This window comes from Burkholderia sp. Ac-20349, from assembly GCF_017104865.1.
Lineage (GTDB): Bacteria > Pseudomonadota > Gammaproteobacteria > Burkholderiales > Burkholderiaceae > Burkholderia > Burkholderia aenigmatica.
In genome coordinates this window covers 1-22937 of sequence record NZ_JAAGPM010000087.1, presented here as the reverse complement: position 1 = coordinate 22937, position 22937 = coordinate 1, and the positions used below count along the sequence as shown (strand labels likewise).

At 67.3% G+C, this 22937-nt stretch carries 19 protein-coding genes; 11 read left to right on the top strand and 8 right to left on the bottom strand.

Going from position 1 to position 22937, the window contains the following annotated elements; genetic code table 11:
- The first annotated feature begins 95 nt into the window (after positions 1-95).
- From speG to G3N61_RS25335, 3 genes are all read left to right on the top strand, one after another.
- Entirely contained in the window at positions 96-653 is a 558-nt protein-coding gene (gene speG / locus G3N61_RS25345; RefSeq protein ID WP_089451500.1) for a spermidine N1-acetyltransferase, read from the top strand.
- A 488-nt stretch (positions 654-1141) separates the two neighbouring features.
- Positions 1142-1489, top strand: a complete 348-nt coding sequence (locus G3N61_RS25340) for a hypothetical protein (RefSeq protein ID WP_027788811.1) — start codon at positions 1142-1144, stop codon at positions 1487-1489.
- A gap of 189 nt (positions 1490-1678) precedes the next feature.
- Positions 1679-2233 carry a YaeQ family protein gene (locus tag G3N61_RS25335; RefSeq protein ID WP_039364653.1) on the top strand — a complete coding sequence of 185 codons (555 nt, stop codon included), beginning with the start codon at positions 1679-1681 and terminating at the stop codon, positions 2231-2233.
- 21 nt (positions 2234-2254) lie between these two features.
- Here the strand turns inward: G3N61_RS25335 and G3N61_RS25330 are convergent, their stop codons facing one another.
- Positions 2255-2668, bottom strand: coding sequence for a VOC family protein (locus G3N61_RS25330; RefSeq protein WP_043184771.1), 414 nt, complete (start codon positions 2666-2668; stop codon positions 2255-2257).
- Between the two features lie 431 nt (positions 2669-3099).
- Between G3N61_RS25330 and ada the strand changes: the two genes are divergently transcribed.
- The 3 genes from ada (at position 3100) to gshA (ending at position 7237) form a co-directional block, all read left to right on the top strand.
- On the top strand, positions 3100-4191 hold the full coding sequence (gene ada, locus G3N61_RS25325; RefSeq protein ID WP_089451460.1) for a bifunctional DNA-binding transcriptional regulator/O6-methylguanine-DNA methyltransferase Ada: 1092 nt from the start codon (positions 3100-3102) through the stop codon (positions 4189-4191).
- Complete coding sequence (locus G3N61_RS25320; protein WP_043184769.1) at positions 4188-5147, top strand: AlkA N-terminal domain-containing protein; 960 nt, start codon at positions 4188-4190, stop codon at positions 5145-5147. Before ada ends, G3N61_RS25320 begins: the two co-directional genes overlap by 4 nt.
- Before the next feature lie 476 nt (positions 5148-5623).
- Positions 5624-7237, top strand: a complete 1614-nt coding sequence (gshA, locus tag G3N61_RS25315) for a glutamate--cysteine ligase (protein ID WP_205823872.1) — start codon at positions 5624-5626, stop codon at positions 7235-7237.
- 109 nt (positions 7238-7346) lie between these two features.
- Here gshA and G3N61_RS25310 read toward each other — a convergent pair whose 3' ends face one another.
- Positions 7347-7658 (bottom strand): DUF4148 domain-containing protein, encoded by a 312-nt coding sequence (locus G3N61_RS25310; RefSeq protein ID WP_175025782.1) that lies wholly within the window; start codon positions 7656-7658, stop codon positions 7347-7349.
- 532 nt (positions 7659-8190) lie between these two features.
- Here G3N61_RS25310 and G3N61_RS25305 point away from each other — a divergent pair.
- On the top strand, positions 8191-9831 hold the full coding sequence (locus tag G3N61_RS25305; RefSeq protein WP_043184766.1) for an L-lactate permease: 1641 nt from the start codon (positions 8191-8193) through the stop codon (positions 9829-9831).
- Between the two features lie 74 nt (positions 9832-9905).
- On the opposite strand, the gene G3N61_RS25300 is transcribed toward G3N61_RS25305, so the two are convergent.
- Positions 9906-10823: a LysR family transcriptional regulator gene (locus G3N61_RS25300; protein ID WP_205823871.1), complete on the bottom strand. Its 918-nt coding sequence runs from the start codon at positions 10821-10823 to the stop codon at positions 9906-9908.
- A 228-nt stretch (positions 10824-11051) separates the two neighbouring features.
- On the opposite strand from G3N61_RS25300, the gene G3N61_RS25295 reads away from it, so the two are divergent.
- Positions 11052-13226: a phospholipase C, phosphocholine-specific gene (locus G3N61_RS25295; RefSeq protein WP_205823870.1), complete on the top strand. Its 2175-nt coding sequence runs from the start codon at positions 11052-11054 to the stop codon at positions 13224-13226.
- Between the two features lie 206 nt (positions 13227-13432).
- The gene (locus G3N61_RS25290; protein ID WP_043184762.1) at positions 13433-14161 is read left to right on the top strand and encodes a phosphonate utilization associated transcriptional regulator; all 729 of its coding nucleotides are present in this window, start codon (positions 13433-13435) and stop codon (positions 14159-14161) included.
- Between the two features lie 115 nt (positions 14162-14276).
- On the opposite strand, the gene G3N61_RS25285 is transcribed toward G3N61_RS25290, so the two are convergent.
- The 5 genes from G3N61_RS25285 to G3N61_RS25265 form a co-directional block, all read right to left on the bottom strand.
- Positions 14277-15665, bottom strand: coding sequence for an FAD-dependent oxidoreductase (locus G3N61_RS25285; RefSeq protein ID WP_205823869.1), 1389 nt, complete (start codon positions 15663-15665; stop codon positions 14277-14279).
- A gap of 110 nt (positions 15666-15775) precedes the next feature.
- Positions 15776-16906: a 2-aminoethylphosphonate--pyruvate transaminase gene (locus G3N61_RS25280; protein ID WP_205823868.1), complete on the bottom strand. Its 1131-nt coding sequence runs from the start codon at positions 16904-16906 to the stop codon at positions 15776-15778.
- Between the two features lie 48 nt (positions 16907-16954).
- Positions 16955-18682 (bottom strand): putative 2-aminoethylphosphonate ABC transporter permease subunit, encoded by a 1728-nt coding sequence (locus G3N61_RS25275; protein WP_205823867.1) that lies wholly within the window; start codon positions 18680-18682, stop codon positions 16955-16957.
- Positions 18679-19770, bottom strand: a complete 1092-nt coding sequence (locus G3N61_RS25270; protein ID WP_043184757.1) for a putative 2-aminoethylphosphonate ABC transporter ATP-binding protein — start codon at positions 19768-19770, stop codon at positions 18679-18681. The genes G3N61_RS25275 and G3N61_RS25270 overlap by 4 nt, the downstream gene beginning before the upstream one ends.
- A gap of 97 nt (positions 19771-19867) precedes the next feature.
- Positions 19868-20923, bottom strand: coding sequence for a putative 2-aminoethylphosphonate ABC transporter substrate-binding protein (locus G3N61_RS25265; RefSeq protein ID WP_043184756.1), 1056 nt, complete (start codon positions 20921-20923; stop codon positions 19868-19870).
- A 208-nt stretch (positions 20924-21131) separates the two neighbouring features.
- On the opposite strand from G3N61_RS25265, the gene phnA reads away from it, so the two are divergent.
- The gene (gene phnA, locus G3N61_RS25260; protein WP_205823866.1) at positions 21132-22370 is read left to right on the top strand and encodes a phosphonoacetate hydrolase; all 1239 of its coding nucleotides are present in this window, start codon (positions 21132-21134) and stop codon (positions 22368-22370) included.
- Between the two features lie 29 nt (positions 22371-22399).
- On the top strand, positions 22400-22937 hold a 538-nt coding region (locus G3N61_RS25255; protein ID WP_205823865.1), incomplete at its 3' end, for an aldehyde dehydrogenase family protein.

Here is a 22937-nt window from a genome sequence, read left to right as displayed (position 1 = left end):
GCTCTGAGCTTCGCCCGCGTTCAATTTCTTACAGTGCGGAACAGGCCCGGATGCGGCCTTGTCGCGCGGGCGCCGGCATCAAAAAGGACATGAACATGCAACTCCAGAACGATACCAACACGCTCGCGCTGCGGCCGCTGGAGCGCCAGGACCTGCGCTTCGTCCACGAGCTGAACAACGACGCAAAGATCATGCGCTACTGGTTCGAGGAGCCGTACGAAACCTTCTCGGAACTGTCACAACTGTACGACCGCCACGTGCACGACCAGCGCGAGCGCCGTTTCGTCGCGGTCGACGCGCAAGGCGAGCTGGTCGGCCTCGTCGAGCTGATCGAACTCGACTACATCCATCGGCGCGGCGAGTTCCAGATCATCATCGCGCCGCAATGCCAGGGGCGCGGCTATGCGGGCCAGGCGACGCGCCTCGCGATCGAGTACGCATTCAAGGTGCTGAACATGCGCAAGCTGTACCTGATCGTCGATACGTCGAATGCGGCGGCGATTCACGTGTACGAGAAATGCGGATTCCAGCACGAGGCCGAATTGAAGGAAGAATTTTTCGGAAACGGCGCGTATCACAACGCTTATCGCATGTGCATTTTTCAGCGCGATTATTTCGAGCGTCAGCCATCCGGCCTGAATCAGGCAGGGTAAACACGCTGACGAAAGGCGCTTGCGGCGGGGATTCCGTGGGCGCTGAATGCATGCGGAAAAGTACGGATAAATACGGATTCGCTTATACCTGGCATTTTTCTTGTATCAGGTAAATGCGATTCCGCGTTGCGGTAAAGTCGAATCGTTTCGGATGACTTTATGTGCGGCGCATCAAAATGATCCGGATAGCGAAATGGATTATCCAAACCGTTCAATCGCCGCATTGTAACTTTGCTGAAAGTCTTGCTGCGCAACGCTTTCCGCCCGGCGACGCGGGCCTGCCCGCCGTGCGGCGCGCGTCGTCACGCCTGCGCCCGGCGCGAAAGACGGGCTGCGCACGGGGTGCGACAATCCGCCGCTATTGCGGTCGCACAACAAATGTGCTTGCTATCGCTTGCCGGTCTTCTAAAGTGAAAAACGCGGGTTCACGATCACCTTTAAACACATAGCTAACCCAAGCCTGGTGCCCGCAAGCCTGGAGACAGAACATGATGAAGCGTACCGGTATCCTTTTTGCCCTCGTCGGCGCATTTTGCGCGGTGTCGATTGCCCAGGCGGGCGGCGATTCGGCCGTCAAGCCGACGCAGGAAATCCAGTTGACGAAGAACGCATGGGGCTGCCTGTCGAAAGACAATCTGGACTCCGTACTGAGTCACGAGCGTGACGGCAAGTCGCAGGCGAAGCAGCAATACTTCGACGACTACCGTTGCCTGTCGGTGCCGGAAGGCCAGCGCTTCCGCGTGGTGTCGGTCGACCAGGGCGACGTGCAGTTCGTCAGCGCCGACAACAGCGACCAGCAGGGTCTCTGGACCGATTCGCGCTTCGTCAAGCAATAACCGTCCGTTCACCGCGCTGTCACACGACGCGCGAGCGCGCCGGCCCGATCGGCCGGCGGCGCGAACCGAACACGGCCCGGCCCATGCCGGGCCGTTGCGCTGTGGGTTGCGCATGACACGCGCCGGACGCCGCGCATTCGGTATCATCACGGCCCGACCGAACCGAATGCCCGCCCGGGCCGCATCCGCATGGCGCTGAAATCCACGATCTACAAAGCTGAACTGCAAATCGCCGACATGGATCGGCATTACTACGCCGATCACGCGCTGACGGTGGCGCGCCATCCGTCGGAAACCGACGACCGGATGATGGTGCGCATCGTCGCGTTCGCGCTGTTCGCGCACGAGCGGCTCGAATTCTGCAAGGGGCTGTCGGACGTCGACGAGCCCGATCTGTGGCAGAAGGACCTGACGGGCGCGATCGACGTCTGGATCGAAGCCGGCCAGCCCGACGAACGGCGCATCTCGAAGGCGGCCGGCCGCGCCGGGCAGGTCACGGTGATCGCGTACGGCGGCAAGACGTCGGATATCTGGTGGCAGGGCGTGCGCAGCAAGGTGGAGCGGCTGCGCAACGTGCAGGTGCTGTCGCTGAACGACGGTGTCGCAGCCGCGCTCGGCAAACTCGCGGAGCGCACGATGCGCCTGCAATGCACGGTGCAGGACGGCGCCGCGTGGATCTCGAGCGCCGACCACGATCCGGTGGCGGTCGAGTGGACGGTGCTGAAGGCGCGCGCGGACGCGTGACGGCCCGCGCGCCGGCCGCGTTCAGCCGATCGCGGCCGGCGGCCCCTTGAATTCGAGCATGTTGCCTTCCGGGTCGAACAGGTAGATCGACGGCCCGTAGCCGCCGGCGCCGTAGCGTTCCGCGGGGGCGCCTGGCTGTGCGCCATGCGCGGCGAAATGGGCGGTCAACGCGTCGGGATCGAACGGCTCGACGCGCAGGCACAAGTGATCGAGATTGCGTCCCGTGCCGGGCGGGCCGCTGTCGGGACGGTCGATCGGGCCGCCGACCGACAGCAGGTCGATCAGCGCGTCGCCGGCGCGCAATTGCACGAGGCCCAGATCGGGCTGTTCCTTCTCCACATGGCAGCCGACGGCGTCGCAGTAAAAACGCGTCATCGCGGCCATGTCGGTCACGCGCAGCACGATGTGATCGATCGCGCGGATGGTCGGTTTCATGGGCAGGCACTCCTTCGCGGTCCACGAGCATCGAGTGTAGACGTATCGCGCCTGCGCCGCCGGCCGGAACGCGGCACAATCGACGGACGAAAAAAAGCCCGTTCACGCGGAGCGGAACGGGCTTAATCCATATCAGGAGGAGACATGGAGGAGACAGTTCCAACTATACACACGGCGATGGTGCGACGCAATATTTCGAATGCAAAAAATCGTCAGGACGGCGATTTGTCGCATCTGCAGTGCAGCAAAATGGTGACGGTACGATGACGAAAACCGCGCTGAAACAGCCGGCGCGCGTGTTTTGTCGGATTTATCTTTAATCGATGCGCCCCCGATTATTCGGCGCGAATCACAGAGCAAGATTCAGGGCGCGACGGCGCGTGCCGATGTCTAGAGTAGGTCCCATCTACACTAGAGAGTGCGAGGTTCAGATGAAAACCGCCTATCCGACCGATGATGCCCGCTGGGGCGCCGTCACCGAGCGCGATCCGCATGCGGACGGCGCGTTCTTCTATGCCGTGAGCACGACCGGCGTGTTCTGCCGCCCGACCTGCGCGTCGCGACAGCCGCGCCGCGAAAATGTGTCCTTCTTCGCCGATACGGCCGCCGCGCGTGCGGCCGGCTTCCGGCCCTGCAAGCGCTGCCAGCCGGAAGGGCTGCCGCGCGAGCTCGAGATCGTCAACCGCGCATGCGCGGTGCTCGACGCGCACGCGGAACGGCTCACGCTGCAGCAGCTGAGCGACGCCGTGCACGTGAGCCCGTTTCACCTTCAACGGCTCTTCAAGCGCGTGGTCGGCGTGTCGCCGCGGCAGTACCAGGCCGCGCAGCGCGGCGCCGCGCTGCGTCAGGCGCTGCAAAGCGGGCAGCCGGTCACGCAGGCGGCCGTCGACGCGGGCTTCAACTCGCCGTCGCGGCTCTATGCGTCGGTGCCGCGCGAGCTCGGGATGGCGCCGTCGGCATTCCGCCGCCAGGGCGCCGGTCTGCGGATCGACTATGCGACCGCATCGACATCGCTCGGCACGGTGCTCGTCGCCGCGACCGAACAGGGTATCTGCCGGATCGCGTTCGGCGACGAACCGGCAGCGCTCGCCGGCGAGCTGAAAGACGCGTTCGCGCGCGCCGAGCTGGTCGAAGCGCCGGCCCGGCTCGCGCCGTTCATCGCGCAGATCCGCGCGTACCTGGACGGCACGCGGCACGCGTTCGACCTGCCGCTCGACATCGCGCCGACTGCATTCCAGCAGCGCGTGTGGGAAGCGCTGACGCATATTCCGTACGGCGAAACGCGCAGCTACTCGGAGATCGCGGAGGCGCTCGGTTCGCCGCGCGCGGTGCGGGCGGTCGCATCCGCGTGCGCATCGAACCCGGTCGCGCTCGCGATCCCGTGCCACCGCGTCGTACAGAAGGGCGGCGCGCTTTCCGGGTATCGTTGGGGCGTGCGCCGCAAGGCGACGTTGCTGGCGTCCGAGGCGCGTCATGTGCACGACGATCAAACCGAATCCGTTGCGGAGGGCAGCGCAGTTTGAGCATCGCAAAAACAACGATCACATCCATCGTGAACGGCGGCCAGGTGCCGCCGTCCGCGCAAATGGAACTGCGCTTCAATGCGCCTTACGACTGGGCGCGCGTGCTGCGCTTCTTCAGCGGGCGCGCGATTCCGGGCGTCGAGCAGGTGGCGGACGGCGTGTATCGCCGCATCGTCGATCTGCACGGCGACGCCGGCCGGCTCACGGTCGCGAAACATCCGCGCAAGCATTGCCTGGTCGCGACGGTCGAAGGCGCGGTCGCGCGCCATGTCGACGACGCGTTCGCCGCGCGCGTCGCGACGATGTTCGACCTCGGCGCCGATCCGGCCGCCATCGGCAGCGGGCTCGCGCGCGATCCGTGGTTCGCGCCGCTCGTAGAAGCCGCACCGGGGCTGCGCGTGCCGGGTGCTTGGTCGGGGTTCGAGCTGGCCGTGCGCGCGATCGTCGGCCAGCAGGTGAGCGTGAAGGCCGCGACGACGATCGTCGGGCGGCTCGTCGAGCGGGCCGGAGAGCGTGTGGTGCATGAAGACGACGGCGCGCCCGCATGGCGTTTCCCGACGCCCGACGCGCTGGCCGCGTGCGATCTCGACAAGATCGGGATGCCCGGCAAGCGGGTGGCGGCACTGACGGGCGTGGCGCGCGCGGTGGCGGCCGGCGACGTGCCGGTCGATCGCGAGCACGCCGATCTCGCGACGCTGCGCAGTGCGTGGCTCGATCTGCCGGGCATCGGCCCGTGGACCGTCGAATACATCGCGATGCGCGCGTGGCGCGATCCGGATGCATGGCCGGCCTCCGATCTCGTGCTGATGCAGTCGATCGCCGCGCGCGATCCGGCGCTCGACCGGCTTGCGACCCAGAAGCGCCGCACCGAAGGCTGGCGGCCGTGGCGCGCGTACGCGGCGCTGCATTTGTGGAACGAAGTGGCCGACCGGGCGGGCGGCGCGCGCGGCGGGTGAGGGTGGCCGCGATCGTGGCCGTACGCGGCCGGGTGCGACCTGGCGAGGCTGCGATGCAACCCGTTGCGCAGGTCGCGCCGACATGCGCACGCGACCTGCCGGACACCGGCCGTCACGGCCATTCCGCGCCTCCGTCGCCCGCAGGGTGCCGGGCGCGTGAAGCACATTTACCCCGCTTTCCGCGGCCGGTCCGGTCGCACGGTTGCACCTGCCGCCACCCGTTCGCACATCACGTTCCTTCGGACGAATTCGCGTCACCGGCGTGCCCGTTGCCGCCGCCTGGAACCGGTGACACATGCGGCGACCGCCGCGACCGGCCCGTCCGGTGGCCCGCTCCGGCCCGCGCACGCTGCCCGGGGCCACCTCAAGCGCGTGTTTCGGCGAGATGTTAAAGTGCCCGCTACCAACGAAGCGACCAACAATCCAGCCGGCCGCGCGCGGCGTTCTGCGCTCGGCCGTCACGCACTTGCGTCTCCATGTCGAACACCATGACTCACCGCCAGTCCGCACTGCTGCTGAATCGCCTCGACGCGCTGAGCTCGGGCCCGACGCGGCAGCATCTGCCCGACGGCCTGCGCGGCATCGAAAAGGAAAGCCTGCGCGTGACGCGCGACGGGATGATCGCGTTCACGCCGCATCCGCGCGCGCTCGGTTCGGCGCTCACGCATCCGTCGCTGACGACCGACTATTCCGAAGCGCTGATCGAGCTGATCACGCCCGCGGAAGGCGACGCCGCGATCACGCTCGAACGTCTCGACGATCTGCATCGCTACGTGTATGCGTCGCTCGGCGACGAGATGCTGTGGAACGACTCGATGCCCGGCCTGCTGCCGGCCGACGACCAGATTCCGATCGCCGACTACGGCACGTCGAACATCGGCCGCCTGAAGACGGTGTACCGGCGCGGCCTCGCGTATCGCTACGGCCGCACGATGCAGTGCATCGCCGGCATCCACTACAACTACTCGCTGCACGAAGAGGTGTGGCGGCGCCTGCATGCGGAAGAAGGCTCGACGGCCACGCTCGTCGATTACCAGTCGGAGCGCTATCTCGCGCAGATCCGCAACTTCCGCCGCCGCAGCTGGCTGCTGATGTACCTGTTCGGCGCGTCGCCCGCGCTCGATACGAAGTTCCTGCGCGGCAAGCCGCACAAGCTCGACACGTTCGATGTCGATACGCTGTACCTGCCGCATGCGACGAGCCTGCGGATGAGCGATCTCGGCTACTCGAACACGACCGCCCAGGCCGCGCTGCACGTCGACTACAACACGCTGCCCGGCTATCTCGACGCGCTGTCGAAGGCCGTGAGCGAGCCGTATCCGGCCTACGAGGCCATCGGCACGCATCGCGACGGCGAGTGGATCCAGATCAACACGAACGTGCTGCAGATTGAGAACGAGTTCTACTCGACGATCCGGCCGAAGCGCGTCACGTATTCGGGCGAGCGGCCGCTGCATGCGCTCGCATCGCGCGGCGTGCAGTACATCGAGGTGCGCTGCCTGGACATCGATCCGTTCGAGCCGACCGGCATCGCACTGGAAACGGCGCGCTTCATCGACGCATTCCTGCTCGCGTGCGCGCTCGACGAGAGCCCGGCGCTCGACTGCCCCGCGTACCAGGAAGCGAACGCGAACTTCGGCAGCGTGACGATGGAAGGGCGCAAGCCGGGGCTCACGCTGCAGCGCGACGGCGAGTCGGTCACGTTGCAGGCGTGGGCAGACGATCTGATGGCCGATATCGAAACCGTCGGCCGCCGTCTCGACGAAATCCGCGGCGGCGACGAGCATGCGCGCGCGATCGCCGCGCAACGCGAGAAGCTCGCCGATCCGGAGCGCACGCCGTCCGCGCACGTGCTGCGCACGATGCGCGAGCGCGGGCAGTCGTTCCTCGGGTTTGCGCTGGCGCAGAGCGAAGCGCATGCCGCGCATTTCCGCGCGCATCCGCCGTCGGCGGACACGCTGCTCACCGAGCAGGCGCTCGCCGCGAAGTCGCTGGCCGAGCAGGCCGAGCTCGAAACGAAGGAGGCCGGATCGTTCGACGCATTCGTCGCGGCCTATCGCGCGTATACGCTGAACCGCTTCAGCGTGTGATGCTTGCGCACGTGCATCGCGTCGATCGGCGCGGTGCGCGAGGCGCCTCTCCATCGCCGGTCGGTGCGCACCGTTCACCGTGGTGCGCTCGATCCGGTTCGATCAGCCGTCAGTGATGCGCGTACGTGCCGCGATCGATCGCGGGCGGCAGCGCCGGCTTGCCCGATTCCACGTTTGCCCCGCCGTCGCTGCCGTAGCCGGCGCTCTCGCCGCGCGCCTGCGCGGCACGGCGCATGATCGCCTGCATGTCGTCCGGAAAGTCGGGACTGCTCGCGAGACTCGTCCGGTAGCCGGCGGCCTGCAGCTCCACGAGTTCCTGGCGGACCTGGGCGCGCGTCAGCGTCGATGCGGCCTGCGCGTGGGCGGCAAAGGCCGCGCCGATCAGCACGCATGCGCATGCCGCCTGTTTCATCGTCTTCATCGTTTCACTCCGTGAGGTTCCGGTGCCGTGCCTGCCGTGGCCGGCGCGGGCGGAATCGATGCGACCAGTCTAGGCTTCGGACGCCAAACGAAACATCCCGTGCGCCGTCAGGCACCTTTGCCGCACGTGCAACATTGCGCGGGGACGGCGTCGCGCTGCGCCGGCGAGCCGCTCGCGACGGGCTTCCTGTCGGCTGCGACAGCGGGCCGCCTGCTGCCGGTCAGCGGGCGGCGGGTGGGTCGTATCGGGTCGCTACGCATCGGGCTTGTCCCCCTTGTACAAGCGCTGCGCGCCTCCTAACCTCTTTTAAGCGACTGATCGGTTGGCCGCGCGACGTCGTTGCGTGCGCAAGCGCCTGAGCGTTGTCGCGACTGGAGAACGACCGCTTTGCACAGCATTCGGGGGCGCAGCAGCGCCACCCTGGGTCGACCGCCGTGGGGTTGGCGTAAGCGCTGAAGCGCTAACTCCAACCAGCCACGCCATGGGATCCGGGTAGGCGCTAAAGCGCCAACCCGGATCGACAGGAGACACGATGAACCCCACCGACGCCCTACCGCCCGGCATCGTCTTCGCGCAGCCTTTGACGCCGGTCGCCAACTCGCTGCTGCTGTCCTTCCTCGTCGCCGCGATCCCGATTGCGGTCGCGCTGATCGCACTCGGCGTGCTGCGCCGCCCCGCGTGGCAGGCCTCGCTCGCCGGGCTCGTCGCCGGTCTCGCGGTCGCGATCGGCGCGTGGGGGATGCCCGCCGGGCTCGCGTTCAACGCGGTCGGCGCCGGCATGGCGCTCGCGGTCGTGCCGGTGATGTGGATCGTCTTCAACGCATTGCTGCTGTACAACATCGCGGTGAAGTCGGGCCGCTTCGACCAGTTCCGGCAATGGATGCTCGACAACCTGCCCGACGATCGCCGTCTCGTGCTGCTCGTCGTCGCGTTCTCGTTCGGCTGTCTGCTCGAAGGGATCTCGGGCTTCGGCACGCCGGTCGCGATCACGAGCGCACTGCTGATCGCGCTCGGTTTCCCGGCGCTCGAAGCGCTCACCTATACGCTGTTGTTCAACACGGCGCCGGTCGCGTTCGGCGCGCTCGGCGTGCCGATCACCGTGCTCGGCGCGGTGACGTCGCTGCCGCCCGCGACGCTCGCGCAGATGGTCGGCCGCCAGCTGCCGTTCTTCGCGTTGCTGCTGCCGTTCTACGTGGTCGGCGCGTACGGCGGGCTGCGCTCGATCTCGAAGCTGTGGCCCGCGCTGCTCGTGTCGGGCGGCAGCTTCGCGATCGCGCAGTTCGTCACGTCGAACTTCCTCGGCTACCAGCTCACCGACGTGCTGTCGTCGCTCACGTCGCTGATCGTCACGATCGGCTTCCTGCAGGTGTGGAAGCCGCAGCCCGATCCGCAGTACGCGCTCGCGCGCAGCGTGCCCGCAACGGCCGGCGCCGCGCGCGCGGGCTTCGGCGGCTGGCTGCCGTGGCTCGTCGTGTCGGTGGTCGTGATCGTCTGGGTGCACGCGAACATCGCGGCGATCGGCGACGTGAAGATCAAGTGGCCGGGCCTGCACAACGCGGTGTTCGTGTCGCTGTACCACAAGCCCTATGCGGCGATCTGGGACTTCCAGCCGCTCGGCACCGGCACCGCGATCCTGGTCTCGGCGATCATCACGGCCGCGCTGACGCGCACCGGTGTGGGCGCGTTCTTCGAATGCGTGGTCAAGACCTGGCGGCAGACGTGGATCGCGATCGTCACGGTGATGATGATCGTCGGGCTCGCGTACCTGCTGAACTACTCGGGGATCAGCTACACGCTCGGCACCGGCGTTGCGTCGACGGGCGCGCTGTTCCCGCTGGTGTCCGCGTCGCTCGGCTGGATCGCGGTGTTCCTGTCGGGCAGCGATACGTCGGGCAACGCGCTGTTCGGCAACCTGCAGGTGGTCGCCGCGCGGCAGCTCGGCCTCGATCCGGTGCTGATGGCCGCGACCAATTCGTCGGGCGGTGTGATGGGCAAGATGATCTCGCCGCAGAACATCGCGACGGGCGTATCGACCACCGATCTGAAGGGGCAGGAGGGCGTGGTGTTCGCGCGCACCTTCTGGCACAGCGTGATCCTCACGCTGCTGCTCGGCGTGCTGGTGTTCCTGCAGCAGCACGTACTGACGTGGATGATTCCGGCGCTGCCGAAATGATGTGAGCGCAACGACAGAGGGAAGGCGCGGGAAAAGCGCCACGTAAAGTGCGGAACCGGTGAGCGCGCGGCAGTTCAGCGCGCGTTCGCCCGCCGCGCCGTTCGTCCCGCTTCATCCGCCCCGGCCGCGTCGCTGCCGGCCGGCAGGATGCATGCGAGGAACGCGTCGATCGCGGGGCTCTGGCGGCGCGCCTTCAGGTAGTACACGTATTCGTCGATCGTCGTGTCGACGCCGCGCAGCGCGATCACGCGCAAATCCGGATGACGTTCGGCCTCGCCGAGCGGAAACAGGCTGCCGCCCACGCCATGCAGGATCGCCTCGCGGATCGCTTCGCGGCTGCCGATCTCGGCAACCGAGACGGCCGCGACACCGGCCGCCTCGAGAATCGTCTCCGTGCAGCGGCGCGTGACCGAGCCTTCCTCGCGAATCAGCAGCCGCACGTCGGCGAGCCGCGCCGGATCGATCGCGTCGAAGCGCGCGAGCGGATGGTTGCGATGCACGACGAGCACGAGCGGGTCGGTCGAGATCACCTTGCGTTCGAGGCCGTCGGCATCGTTGCGCTGCGACGAGACGGCGAGATCGATGCGGAATTCCTGCAGCGCCTGCAGGATCTCCTCGGAGTTGCCGATCCGGCAAGTGAGCGCGATCGACGGATGCGCGTTCGAGAAGCGGCCGACCGCGTCCATGATGTAGTACGGCCCCGTCGCGCCGATCCGCAGCTGGCCTTCGAACAGGCCGCCGACGTTGCGCAGCATGATGTCGGCCTGCGCTTCGAGCGCGATCATCTTCTCGACGAGCGGCAACAGCTCGATCCCCGTCTCGGTGACCTCGAGCTTGCGGCCGCTGCGGTAGAACAGCTCGACGCCATACACCTGCTCGACCTGCCGGATCTGCGCGGCAATCGTCGGCTGGCTCACGCCCAGGTGACGCGCGGCGCGCGTGATGCTGCCCTGCCGGACGGTCGCGTGGAACGCCTTCAGCTGATCGAACACGACTCGGCCTCTCCCCTCTGTATCGCGCGTCAGCGTAGCGCATGCGTATGTCGGCCGGATGAAAGGCGCGTCGTGTGCCACTTCGAAAAAATTCTTGTGGGTAACCCAAAGAAACCTGCGGTAACCGGTCACGGCCGGGACATGCCGATGCGGGGTAATAACGGCGACGCAAACCGCCGGCCCCGCTCGACTGGCGCCCCCACTCCTACCGACAACAGGGTTCTCTTCATGTCCTCGAACAATCGACGCGATTTCCTGCGCCTCGCCGCGCAGTCGGCCGGCGCGATGGCCGCCTACGCGGGCTTCCCGCCCGCGATCCGCAATGCGCTGGCGATGCCGGCCGCCTATCGCACGGGCACGATCCGCGACGTCGAACACGTCGTAATCTTCATGCAGGAAAACCGTTCGTTCGACCATTACTTCGGCGGGCTGCGCGGCGTGCGCGGCTTCAACGATCCGCGCCCGCACCTGCTGCCGAGCGGCGCACCGGTGTGGCAGCAGCCGCCGGCGTCGGTGTTCACGAAGAACTACCATTCGCGCGGCCTCGATCCGTCGGCGCCGTACGTGCTGCCGTTCTACCTCGATCCGAAGCAGACGACCGAATTCCAGCCGGGCACCAACCACGGCTGGAGCAGCGGCCACCTGTCCTGGAACAACGGCCAGTGGGACCAGTGGGTGAACCAGAAGCAGGACGTGCTGACGATGGGCTACCTGAAGCGCCAGGATCTCACGTACCACTACGCATTGGCCGACGCGTTCACGATCTGCGATTCGTACTTCTGTTCCGCACACGCCGACACCGCGCCGAACCGCATCTACCTGTGGACCGGCACGGTCGACCCGCGCAACATCTACGGCAGCCCGCCGAACGGCCCGGGCATTGGCGAGCGCGACGACGTGAACGGCTACACGTGGACCACCTACGCGGAACGTCTCGAGAACGCGAAGATCAGCTGGAAGGTGTACCAGGGCGGCACGGGCATCCCGGGCGACCCGACCGACAACTACACCGACAACTCGCTGATGTTCTTCAAGCGCTTCCAGGTGAAGGAAGGCGCGAGCGGCCCGCTGGTCGACAAGGGTGCGTCGGACCACACGCTCGCCGAGCTGAAGGCCGACGTGCAGGCGAACCGGTTGCCGCAGGTGTCGTGGATCGTGTCGCCGTACAAGTACAGCGAGCACCCGCAGGCTTCGCCGACCGACGGCGCGTTCTACATCAACATGGTGCTCGAGGCGCTCACGTCGAACCCCGAGGTGTGGGCGAAGACGGTGTTCATCCTCAACTACGACGAGAACGACGGGCTGTTCGACCACGTCGTGCCGCCGGTGCCGCCGGTGACGAGCGGCGTGGGCGGCCAGGGCATCGTGTCGTCGAACCTGCTGTCGAATCTCGGCGACGAGCTGCTCGACCTGAACAAGTACCCGGGCGAAATGAGCCCGCTCGTGCCGGGCGCCGACCCGGGCGGCATCCAGCCGATCGGCCTCGGGCCGCGCGTGCCGCTGATCATCATCTCGCCGTGGACGAAGGGCGGCTATGTCTGCTCGGAGACGTTCGACCATACGTCGGTGCTGCGTTTCCTCGAAGCGCGTTTCGGCGTGAAGGAGCCGAACATCAGCGCATGGCGCCGCTCGATCTGCGGCGACCTCACGTCGGCGTTCGACTTCTCCGCACGCCCCGACACGCGCACGGTGAGCTTCTCGGTGCCGCAGCACATCGCGACCGCCGGCCAGGCGTACCAGGTGCCCGCGCAGCAGTCGATGCCGGCGCAGGAGCCCGGCACGCGTCCGGCACGCGCGCTGCCGTACGAGCTGTTCGTGCACAGCCGGGTGAGCGGGCACGACGACAGCGTGTCGCTCGACTTCGCGAACACCGGTGACGCAGGCGCGGCGTTCTACGTGTACGACCGCCGCAACCCGACGACGCCGCCGCGTCGCTACGCGGTGTCCGCGCATGACCGCTTCGTCGACACGTGGAACACGTCGGCCGCGCGCGGCGATTACCATCTCGCGGCATATGGCCCGAACGGCTATCTGTGCGAGTTCCAGGGCAACACGCGGCTCGCGGCGGACGGCCGCCACGCGAACCCCGAAGCGCGGATCGGCTACGACGTGCGCAACCGCCACGTGTATCTGCAACTGCGCAACAGCGGGCGCGCGACGTGCCGCGTGACGGTCGACAACGCGTACAGCCATGCGCATGCGCGCACCTACACGCTGGAGCCGGGCGAGCGCGTCGAGGATCACTTCGAGCTGTCGTCGAGCCACGGCTGGTACGATCTGACGATCACCGCGACGACGCTGCGCGGCGGCGACGACAAGGTCGTGCGCCGCTTCGCGGGCCACGTCGAGACGGGCCGGCCGAGCCAAAGCGATCCGGGGCCGGTGAAGCACACGACGGCCTGACGGCGGCCACGCGTCGCGCGATACGGGCGAGGTCGGCCGGTCGCGCGACTGCCCCCTGCCGGGGGCGTTTCGGTTGCATCCCGGCAGGCGGGATTGGTTTTTGGAAACTGAAAACTGTTGACAATGTGTCGGGCCGAGGGTATATAAGGATCATTCGCCGATATGGCGCCCTCGATTTCTACCGCAGCCTTGCTGCCTGCCCGACCATGACAGCCCCGAACGCGCTCAGCGCCATCGAACTCCTGCAAAGCCAGTCGCTCGCCATGATCGTCCAGGACATGCTCGAGCGCGCGATCGTCTCCGGCGAATACGCGCCGGGCGAGAAGCTCAACGAAGTCGAGATCGCGACCAAGCTGAACGTGTCGCGCGGCCCCGTGCGCGAAGCGTTCCGTGCGCTCGAACAGGCCGGCCTGCTGCGCAACGAGAAGAACCGCGGCGTGACCGTGCGCGTCGTGCCGCTGCGCGAGGCCGAGGAGATCTACGAAGTGCGCGCGATGCTCGACGAATCGGTCGCGCGCGCGCTCGCCAAGCGCATCTCGCCGGACACGCTGAAGGTGCTGAAGGGCATCATCCAGTCGATGAAGGACGCCGCGAAGACGCACGACGTCACGCGCTATACCGAGCTGAACGTGCAGTTCCACGACGCGATGGTCGTCGGTGTCGGCAATACGCACCTCACCGATACCTACCGCCGGCTCGTGCGTCAGCTCGGCCTGCTGCGCCAGGCCGCGATCGAGGCCGAGGAGGATGCGATCGCCGTGTCCGCCGCCGAGCACGACAAGATCGTGCAGGCGCTCGCGGGCGGCGACGAGGAGCAGGCAGTGGCACTCGTGCGCGAGCACGTCACGCATGGCCTCGCGCGCATGCGCCGCACCCATGAGCAGGGGCTGCCCGCGACGGGCAAGGCGGCGCGGGAAAAGACCGTGCGCGCGTAAGCGTCCGGCAACGCCCGCGCGGGTCGCCGCGCAAAAGCAAAGGGACGCTTCGCAGCGTCCCTTTTTCATTGCGTCTTCAGGTCATGCCATGCAGATCCTGTTGGTCGACGCATCGTCACGCCTTGTCGGCTTTCCCCGCCGCGCTCGCGAATTTCGCGAGCCACGTGTCGACAATTGCCGGCGGCCGGCTCTCGTCTTCCGCGCGCTCCTTGCGGCGGATCGCATTGCGCACGACGTGCGCGCCGACATAGCGGATCGGTTCCGGCGGGAACGCCCCAAGCGGGCCGCGCACGATCGGGCTGCGCGTCCACGCGTTGTCGAGGCCGAGCACGAGCGACGACAGGATCTGCCCGCCCATGTAGGTCGGCCCCACGCCGTTACCCGAGTAGCCGAAGCCGTAGAACACGTTCGGCGCGTCGTCGAGGCGGCCGAAGAACGGGAAGCCGGTGACGGAGCGATCCGACGGCCCATTCCAGCTTGCCGTGACCGGCACGCCCGCGAGCGACGGAAAGAATTCGCGCAGGCTTTGCGTGAGCTGCGCCTCGTACGGCGAGCGCCGGTCGAACACGGGTGCGATACGGCTGCGCCACGAGAACGTGTTGCCGCCCTTGCCGAGCATCAGCCGCCCGTCGGCGGTGGTGCGGTAGTAGTAGACGAAGATCCGCGAATCGAGCACCGACACGCCGTCCACGAGCCCGGTCTGCGCGAGCAGCTCGGGGCATTTCTCGGTGATGACCATGTCGCTCGACACGACCGCGATCGTGCGCTCGAACTGCGGGAAGCGGCTCGCCATCCACGCGTTGATCGCGAACACGAGCTTGCCCGCGCTCACGCTGCCGGACGGCGTGCGCACGACAGCCGGTTGCCCGGGCGTGAAGTCGAGCATCGGTGTGCGCTCATAGATCCGGATGCCCATCGCGAGTGCGACGCGGCGCAGCCCGCGCACGAGCTTGCCGGGGTGCACGGTCGCGGCGATCGGCGAATAGACGCCGTCGAGATTGCGTGCGGAACCCGAGCGGCGCGCGACTTCGGCGGGCGGCAGCGGCTCGTAGCTGTGAATGCCGCACGCGGCGAGCGCGTCGAGCACCGGCGCGAGCGTGCCGACCTGCGCGCGCGACGTCGCGGTGTACAGCGTGCCGTCGAGCCGCAGCTCGGCATCGATGTCGTGCGCGCGGCAGAAATCGGCGATGTGCTGTACGGCCGCTTCGGATGCCTTCACGAGCCGGATCGCCTCGGCTTCGCCGAACAGGCGCCGCAGCGTCAGGAATTTCGCGGACCACGTGAGCAGGCAGCCGCCGTTGCGACCGCTCGCGCCGGCGCCGCACAGGTCGGCCTCGATGATCGCGATGTCGAGCGCGGGGTTCTGCTGCTTGGCCTGGATCGCGGTCCAGAGCCCGGTGAAGCCGCCGCCGACGATGCACACGTCGGCCTGCGTCGTGCCTTGCAGCGCGGGGGCGAGATCGCCGTCGTTGAACAGCGCTTGTTCGATCCAGAAGGGGCGCATCGGAGGGTTCTTCGAAAAGGGGCCGTGCCGCGCACGGCCCGAAACAACTGGCCGCCGCGTGCGAACGTGCACGCGGCGGGGACCATCACGTCACGTCGTCCTGCGTCACGTCAGGCGGCCGCTTCGGCCGACACGCGGCGCACGCCCATCGCGCGCAGCGTGTCGGCGATCGCGGCGACGGCGCCCGGGATGCCGGCTTCGCCGAAGTGGCCGATGCAGCCGACCCGGAACGTCTCGACCTCGGTCAGCTTGCCCGGATACAGGATGTAGCCGCGCTTCTTGACCTCCTGGTAGAACCGCTTGAAGTCGTAGTTCGGATCGTCCGGCGCATGGAACGTGACGATGATCGGTGCCTGGATCGCCGGATCGAGGAACGGCCGGAAGCCGAGCGCGAGCATCCCGTCGATCAGCGCGCGATAGTTGCGCTGGTAGCGGCCGCCGCGTGCCGCGAGCCCGCCTTCGTCGACGTATTGCCCGACGGCTGCGTCGAGCGCCGCGACCACGTGCGTCGGCGGCGTGAAGCGCCACTGCGTCGTGCGCTGCATGTAGACCCACTGGTCGTACAGGTCCATCGCGAGCGAGTGGCTGTTGCCTTCGCAGCGTTCGAGCGCGCTGCGCTTCGCGATCACGAAGCCGAGCCCCGGCACGCCTTCGAGGCATTTGCCGGATGCCGCGATCACCGCGTCGAACGGCGTCGTGCGCGCGTCGATGTCGATCGCGCCGAACGAGCTCATCGCATCGACGATCAGCGCGCGGCCGTGCTTCGCGACGACCTGCGCGATGTCGTGCAGCGGGTTCAGCACGCCGGCGCCCGTTTCGCAGTGCACGAGCGCGACGTGCGTGATGGTCGGATCGGCGACGAGCGCGCGCTCGACGTCGGCCGGATCGACGCGGCGATCCTCGCTGTAGTCGATCGTCGTCAGCTTGCGGCCAAGCACGCGGCAGATCTTCGCGATGCGCTGGCAGTACGCGCCGTTGTTCGGCACGAGCACGTGGCCGTCGCGCGGCACGAGCGTGCCGATGGCCGCTTCGACCGAGAACGTGCCGCTGCCTTGCAGCGGCACGCACTCGTGCGTGCCTTCGCCGTGCACGATCTGCAGCAGGCGTTCGCGCAGCCGCGCGGTGATCGCGTTGAAGTCGCTGTCCCACGATCCCCAGTCGCGCAGCATCGCGTCGCGCGTGGTGTCGGAGGTCGTCAGGGGGCCTGGGGTGAGCAGGATGGGCTGGGCGGCGAGCGTCATGGTGTCTCCTTGATGAAGTCGGGACGTCACGTGAATGCGGCTAGAAAATCAGTGGCGATGCGGGTTGCGCCAGGCCTGCGTGCGGCGCAACAGTCGATGCGAGATGCACGCGAACAGCACGCACGCGAACGACGACGTCGCGAGCACGAGCGTGGCCATCGCGGCGGCCGGGCCCATCTGGCCCGCGTCGTCGAGGTTCAGGATCGCGACCGACGCGGGCTGCGTGTCGGGCGAGTAGAGGAACGCGACGGCCGAGACCGTCGTCATCCCGTTGACGAACAGGTAGCGCGCGATCAGCAGGATCGCGGGCAGGCACACGGGCACGGTCACGCGCAGGAAGGTCTTGTAGAACGGCACCTTCAGCGACGCGGACACGGCCTCGAACTCGCTGTCGATCTGCCGGAGCGCGGTGACGGCGGTCAGGTGGCTCGACGCGTAGTAGTGCACCACCGTGACGATCGCGAGCAGCCACAGCGACCCGTACAGCCCGTTCAGCGGATTGCCGGGCGCGTTGAACAGGAAGATGTAGCTGATGCCGAGCACGAGCCCCGGCACGCCCATCGGCAGGATCGCGCACAGGGCGATGAAGCCGCGCAGCCAGCGTGCGCCGCGCGTCTTCTCGATCAGGTATGCGCCGCCGAACACGACGATCGTGCCGCCGAGCGCCACCGTCGCGGCCATCCGCAGGCTGTTCTTGTACGCGTCGAAGATGCCGGCGCCGATCAGCCCCATCTTGTAGTGCTGCAGCCCGAGGCTCATCTGGTACGGCCAGAACTTCACGAACGACGCGAACACCGAGATGCCGACCACCGCGATGAAGAACGCGCACACGAACCCGCAGTACGCGAGCATCGCGGCGTCGAAGCCGCGCGACGGCTTCGGCTGGTACGGCGTCGAGCGCGCACCGAGTTGCGACTGCTGGCGGCGGCGGATGAAGAAGTCGACGCCGAACGCGACGAGGGCGGGGCACAGCAGCATCAGGCTCACGACCGCGCTGCGGTTGAAGTCCTGCAGGCCGATGATCAGCTTGTAGATGTCGGTCGACAGTACGTTGTACGAACCGCCGATCACCACCGGCACGCCGAAGTCGTTGATGCACATCGTGAACGCCACCATCGTCGCGCTGATCAACCCGTACTTCGCGCCGGGCAGCGTGATCGTGAAGAACTTGCGCGTGCGGCTCGTGCCCATCGCGTCGGCGGCCTCGTAGAGCCGCCCGTCGGCGAGCGACAGCGCGGTGACGAGGATCATCAGCACGTGCGGGAACGACGCGTACACCATGCTCAGCACGATGCCCGGCAGCCCGTAGATCGAATGGCCGTGCAGCAGCGGCTTCAGCAGCCCCGCGTTGCCGAACCAGTAGATGAACGACACCGCGGACAACAGCGTCGGCGCGAGCAGCGGCAGCAGCGCGACGGTACGCGCGGCGTTCTTGAACGGCATGCACGAGCGGGTCAGCGCATACGCGAACGTGAACGCCATCGGCACGACGATCGACGTGACCAGCGCGCCGACCGTCAGCGAGTGCAGCATCGAGCGCAGTACGCCGCTGTCCTCGAGATACTCGATGAAGTTGTGCGCGCCGACGAATCGCCCGTCCGCATCGACGAAGCATTTCTGCACGACGAGCGCGAGCGGCAGCAGCAGGAACATCGACATCAGCGCGGCCATCGCGAGGAGCGCGAGCTGCGCGATGCGGTCGTGCCAGTGCGTGATCTGCCGCACGTCGGCGGGGGCGGAGGCGCCGCGGCGGCGGTCGGTCAGGACGGTGCTCATTGCAGTCGCTCCTTCGCGCTCGGGAACACGCGGACATGCTCGCGATCGAGCGCGAGGTCGATGCGCGCGCCGGCCTGCACGCCGGTGCGGTCGACGTCGTGATACGACAGGTCGGCGACGATCTCCTGGCCGTCGAGCCCGTCGATCCGGAAGCTCACGCGGCAGAACGCACCGAGGAATTCGAGCTTCTCGACGCGGCCGGCCAGCACGTTGTCGGCCGTTTGGCCCGGCACGCAGATGCGCAGGTCTTCAGGCCGCACGTAGACCGACACCGCCGCGCCCTGTGCCGGGCGGGCCGTGCCATGGCGGCAGTCGAGGCCGACCGCGCCCGCGCGCAGCGTGCCGTCCTGCGCGACTTCGGCGGGAATCGTGTTGACGCGGCCGATGAAGTCCGCGACGAACGGCGACGCGGGCTGCCGGTAGATTTCGAGCGGCGTGCCGATCTGCTCGATTACGCCGTGGTTCATCACGACGATGCGATCGGCCATCGACAGCGCTTCTTCCTGGTCGTGCGTGACCATGATCGTCGTCACGCCGAGCCGCTGCTGCAGCGCGCGGATCTCCTGGCGCAGCCGCACGCGCACCCGTGCGTCGAGTGCCGACAGCGGCTCGTCGAGCAGCAGCAGGCCGGGGGAGGTCGCGAGCGCGCGCGCCAGGGCGATGCGCTGCTGCTGGCCGCCGGACAGCTGGCCCGGATGCTTGCGGTGGCTGTCGGGCAGGCCGACCAGCGCGAGCAGCGTGTGCACGCGCTCGTGGATCGCGTCGCGCTTCATCTTCCGGTTCACGAGCCCGTACGCGACGTTGTCGTACACCGTGAGGTTGGGGAACAGCGCATACGACTGGAACACGATGCCGTAGTCGCGCAGTTGCGGCGGCAGCCGCGAGATGTCGCGGCCGTCCTGCATGATGTGGCCGGCGTTCTGCGTCTCGAGCCCCGCGATGATCCGCAGCAGCGTGGTTTTCCCGCAGCCGGACGGCCCCAGGAAGCAGATCATTTCGCCCTTCATCACGCTCAGGTTGATGTCGGTCAGGACCTGCGTGTCGTTGTACCGCTTCTCGATGCGTTCTACGCTCAGATAAGGTGCCATGCGCGCCTCCATGCTGGGGCGGCCCGGGGGCCGGATTCGACGACGGAAAGGGGGGCGCGGGGCGGCGCGCGGCGCGGCCCCGCTGCCGGTCGCGGCGTTACTGCTGCGTTTTCGAGCCGTAGCGCTTCTGCCACGTGTCGAGAATCGACTGGCGGTTCTTCGCCGACCACACGAAGTCGTTCTTCACGAGCAGCTCCGAGTAGTTGTCGGGGATACCGGTGAGCTTGCGGGCGACACCCGGGTACGCGACGATCGCCCACCAGCGCGCGGTGATCTGGTTCGCATCCTTGCTCGCCATGAAATCGGCCAGCTTCTTCGCGGCATCGGGCTGCTTCGTCGTCTTCATGATCGCCGTGCCTTCCATGTCCCAGCCGAGCCCTTCCTTCGGGAACACGAGATCGATCGGCGCGCCCTGCGACTGCAGTTCGTGGCCGCGGAACTCGAACGAGATGCCGATCGGGAATTCGCCGGTGCCGGCGAGCGTGCAGGGCTTCGAGCCCGAGTGCACGTATTGCGCGACGTTCTTGTCGAGCGCGTCCATGAATTTCCAGCCCTTGTCGTCGCCGAAGGTCTGCAGCCACGCGGTCACGTCGAGGTAGCCGGTGCCGGACGAAACCGGGCTCGGCATCACGATCGCGCCTTTATAGACGGGCTTCGTCAGGTCCTCCCACGACGTCGGCTTCGGGATACCCTTCGCCTGCGCGGCGACGCGGTTGTAGCAGATCGTCGCGCCCCACACGTCCATGCCGACCCAGTGCGGCGGCGTGTTCGCGTCGCTGTACTTGCGCGTGAGCTGGTCGAAGTCCTTCGGCGCGTACGGCATCAGCATCCCTTGCAGGTCGAGCAGCGTGAGGCTCGACGCGGCGAGGCCGAGCACGACGTCCGCGCGCGGGTTGTTCTTCTCCGCGAGCAGCTTCGCGGTGACCGAGCCGGTCGAGTCGCGCACCCAGCGGATCTCGATATCGGGGTTCGCTTTCTCGAACGCGTCCTTGTAGGGCTTCATCGCCTCGTCTTCCAGCGCGGTATAGACGAGCAGCGACGTCTTCGCGTGCGCCGCCTGCACCGCGCCGAGCGCGACCGCCGCGGCCAGTGCGAAGCGGGCCGCACCCGCCGCCCATGCGTTCAAACGCTTGTTTACCGGCACTTCGTTCATCTTCAGACCCCTTGACTGTGGCGCCGCGGCACGCGGCGGATGAGTGGAGACCAGCCCTCTTGCTGCTACGTTGTTTTGCTTTCTGTTCGCTGCATGTTGTTGACAATCTACAAATCATCAATTTTAATGTCAAGCATGGAAAACACCTCCCTTCGGCGCGACGCGGGCGCCGACGGCTCTACCCTTCGAACTGAAAGGAATGAACGTCATGAATGAAACGCCTGTATCCGTGGAAGTGAACGGCCGCCGCTACAACTGGATGAGCCGGCCCGTGGTGGTCGTCTGCGTCGATGGCTGCGCATACGAATATCTGGAAGAAGCGGCCGAGGCCGGCGTCGCGCCGTTCCTGCGCACGCTGCTGAAGCCGGGCACGGCGCTCAAGGGCGAGTGCGTGGTGCCGAGCTTCACTAACCCGAACAACCTGTCGATCGTGACAGGCGTGCCGCCGGCGGTGCATGGGATTAGCGGCAACTACTTCTACGATCGCGACACCGGCGCCGAGGTGCTGATGAACGATCCGAAGTACCTGGTCGCACCGACCGTGCTCGCGACCTTCGCGGAGCAAGGCGCGAAGGTCGCGGTCGTCACCGCGAAGGACAAGCTGCGCCGCCTGCTCGGCAAGGGGCTGAAGGGCATCTGCTTCTCGTCGGAAAAGGCGGACGAAGCGAGCCTCTCCGAAAACGGCATCGACAACGTGCTCGAACTGGTCGGCAAGCCGGTGCCGAGCGTGTACAGCGCGGATCTGTCGGAATTCGTGTTCGCGGCCGGCGTGCGCCTGCTCGAGACGCGTCCGATCGACCTGATGTACCTGTCGACGACCGACTACGTGCAGCACAAGTGCGCGCCCGGCACGGAAGGCGCGAACGAGTTCTACGCGATGATGGACAAGTACCTGCAGCGCCTCGACGAGCTCGGCGCGATCGTCGCGATCACGGCCGACCACGGGATGAACGCGAAGCACGACGATGAAACCGGCGAGCCGAACGTGATCTACCTGCAGGAACTGTTCGACGAGTGGCTCGGCGAGGAGGCGGCGCGCGTGATCCTGCCAATCACCGATCCGTACGTCGTGCACCACGGCGCGCTCGGTTCGTTCGCGACCGTCTACGTGCCGGCGACGGCCGATGCCGAGGCGCTGCGCGCGCGGCTCGCCGCGGTCGACGGCATCGAGGTCGTGTTGACGGGCGCCGAAGGCTGTGCGCGCTTCGAACTGCCGCCGGCGCGGATGGGCGACCTGATCGTGATCTCGAAGCAGGACGTCGTGCTCGGCACGCGCCGCATCAAGCACGACCTGTCGGGCCTCGACGTGCCGCTGCGCTCGCACGGCGGGATCTCCGAGCAGATCGTGCCGCTGATCTTCAGCAAGCCGGTCGCGGGTGACGTCACGGGCCGCGCGCGGCTGCGCAACTTCGACATCATCGACATCGCGCTCAACCATCTGCAGTGATGCGCACGCATCCGTAAGGGGACACACTCATGAACGCCATTGCAGCATCGACGGACGTCCGCGAGATTCGTCGCGAAGCACTGCGAATCGACGGCGAACGGATTCATCGGGACGCGGTAATCGAAGTGCGCAACCCGTACGACGGCTCGCTGGTCGGCACCGTGCCGAAGGCGACGCTGGACGACGTGCGGCGCGCGTTCGCGACCGCACGTGCGTACCGGCCGACGCTCACACGTCACGATCGCGCGGCGATCCTGCGCCGCGCGGCCGATATCGTGCGCTCGCGCACCGCCGAGATTGCCGCGCTGATCACGGCCGAGGCAGGGTTGTGCATCAAGGATTCGACGTATGAGGCCGGCCGCGTCGCCGACGTGCTGACGTTCGGCGCCGGTGAAGTGCTGAAGGACGACGGGCAGATCTTCTCGTGCGACCTGACACCGCACGGCAAGAAGCGCCGCGTGTACACGCAGCGTGACCCGCTGCTCGGCGTGATCTCGGCGATCACGCCGTTCAACCACCCGATGAACCAGGTCGCGCACAAGATCGTGCCGTCGGTCGCGACCAACA

What these genes read in the sequence shown, in the direction of transcription:
- G3N61_RS25340 (WP_027788811.1), top strand. Translation starts at nt 1,142, where the DNA reads ATGATGAAGCGTACCGGTATCCTTTTTGCCCTCGTCGGCGCATTTTGC.
- ada (WP_089451460.1), top strand. Translation starts at nt 3,100, where the DNA reads ATGAAAACCGCCTATCCGACCGATGATGCCCGCTGGGGCGCCGTCACC.
- G3N61_RS25295 (WP_205823870.1), top strand. Translation starts at nt 11,052, where the DNA reads ATGTCCTCGAACAATCGACGCGATTTCCTGCGCCTCGCCGCGCAGTCG.
- G3N61_RS25270 (WP_043184757.1), bottom strand. Translation starts at nt 19,770, where the DNA reads ATGGCACCTTATCTGAGCGTAGAACGCATCGAGAAGCGGTACAACGAC.
- G3N61_RS25305 (WP_043184766.1), top strand. Translation starts at nt 8,191, where the DNA reads ATGAACCCCACCGACGCCCTACCGCCCGGCATCGTCTTCGCGCAGCCT.
- G3N61_RS25275 (WP_205823867.1), bottom strand. Translation starts at nt 18,682, where the DNA reads ATGAGCACCGTCCTGACCGACCGCCGCCGCGGCGCCTCCGCCCCCGCC.
- G3N61_RS25335 (WP_039364653.1), top strand. Translation starts at nt 1,679, where the DNA reads ATGGCGCTGAAATCCACGATCTACAAAGCTGAACTGCAAATCGCCGAC.
- G3N61_RS25285 (WP_205823869.1), bottom strand. Translation starts at nt 15,665, where the DNA reads ATGCGCCCCTTCTGGATCGAACAAGCGCTGTTCAACGACGGCGATCTC.
- G3N61_RS25280 (WP_205823868.1), bottom strand. Translation starts at nt 16,906, where the DNA reads ATGACGCTCGCCGCCCAGCCCATCCTGCTCACCCCAGGCCCCCTGACG.
- speG (WP_089451500.1), top strand. Translation starts at nt 96, where the DNA reads ATGCAACTCCAGAACGATACCAACACGCTCGCGCTGCGGCCGCTGGAG.
- G3N61_RS25330 (WP_043184771.1), bottom strand. Translation starts at nt 2,668, where the DNA reads ATGAAACCGACCATCCGCGCGATCGATCACATCGTGCTGCGCGTGACC.
- phnA (WP_205823866.1), top strand. Translation starts at nt 21,132, where the DNA reads ATGAATGAAACGCCTGTATCCGTGGAAGTGAACGGCCGCCGCTACAAC.
- gshA (WP_205823872.1), top strand. Translation starts at nt 5,624, where the DNA reads ATGTCGAACACCATGACTCACCGCCAGTCCGCACTGCTGCTGAATCGC.
- G3N61_RS25265 (WP_043184756.1), bottom strand. Translation starts at nt 20,923, where the DNA reads ATGAACGAAGTGCCGGTAAACAAGCGTTTGAACGCATGGGCGGCGGGT.
- G3N61_RS25290 (WP_043184762.1), top strand. Translation starts at nt 13,433, where the DNA reads ATGACAGCCCCGAACGCGCTCAGCGCCATCGAACTCCTGCAAAGCCAG.
- G3N61_RS25310 (WP_175025782.1), bottom strand. Translation starts at nt 7,658, where the DNA reads ATGAAGACGATGAAACAGGCGGCATGCGCATGCGTGCTGATCGGCGCG.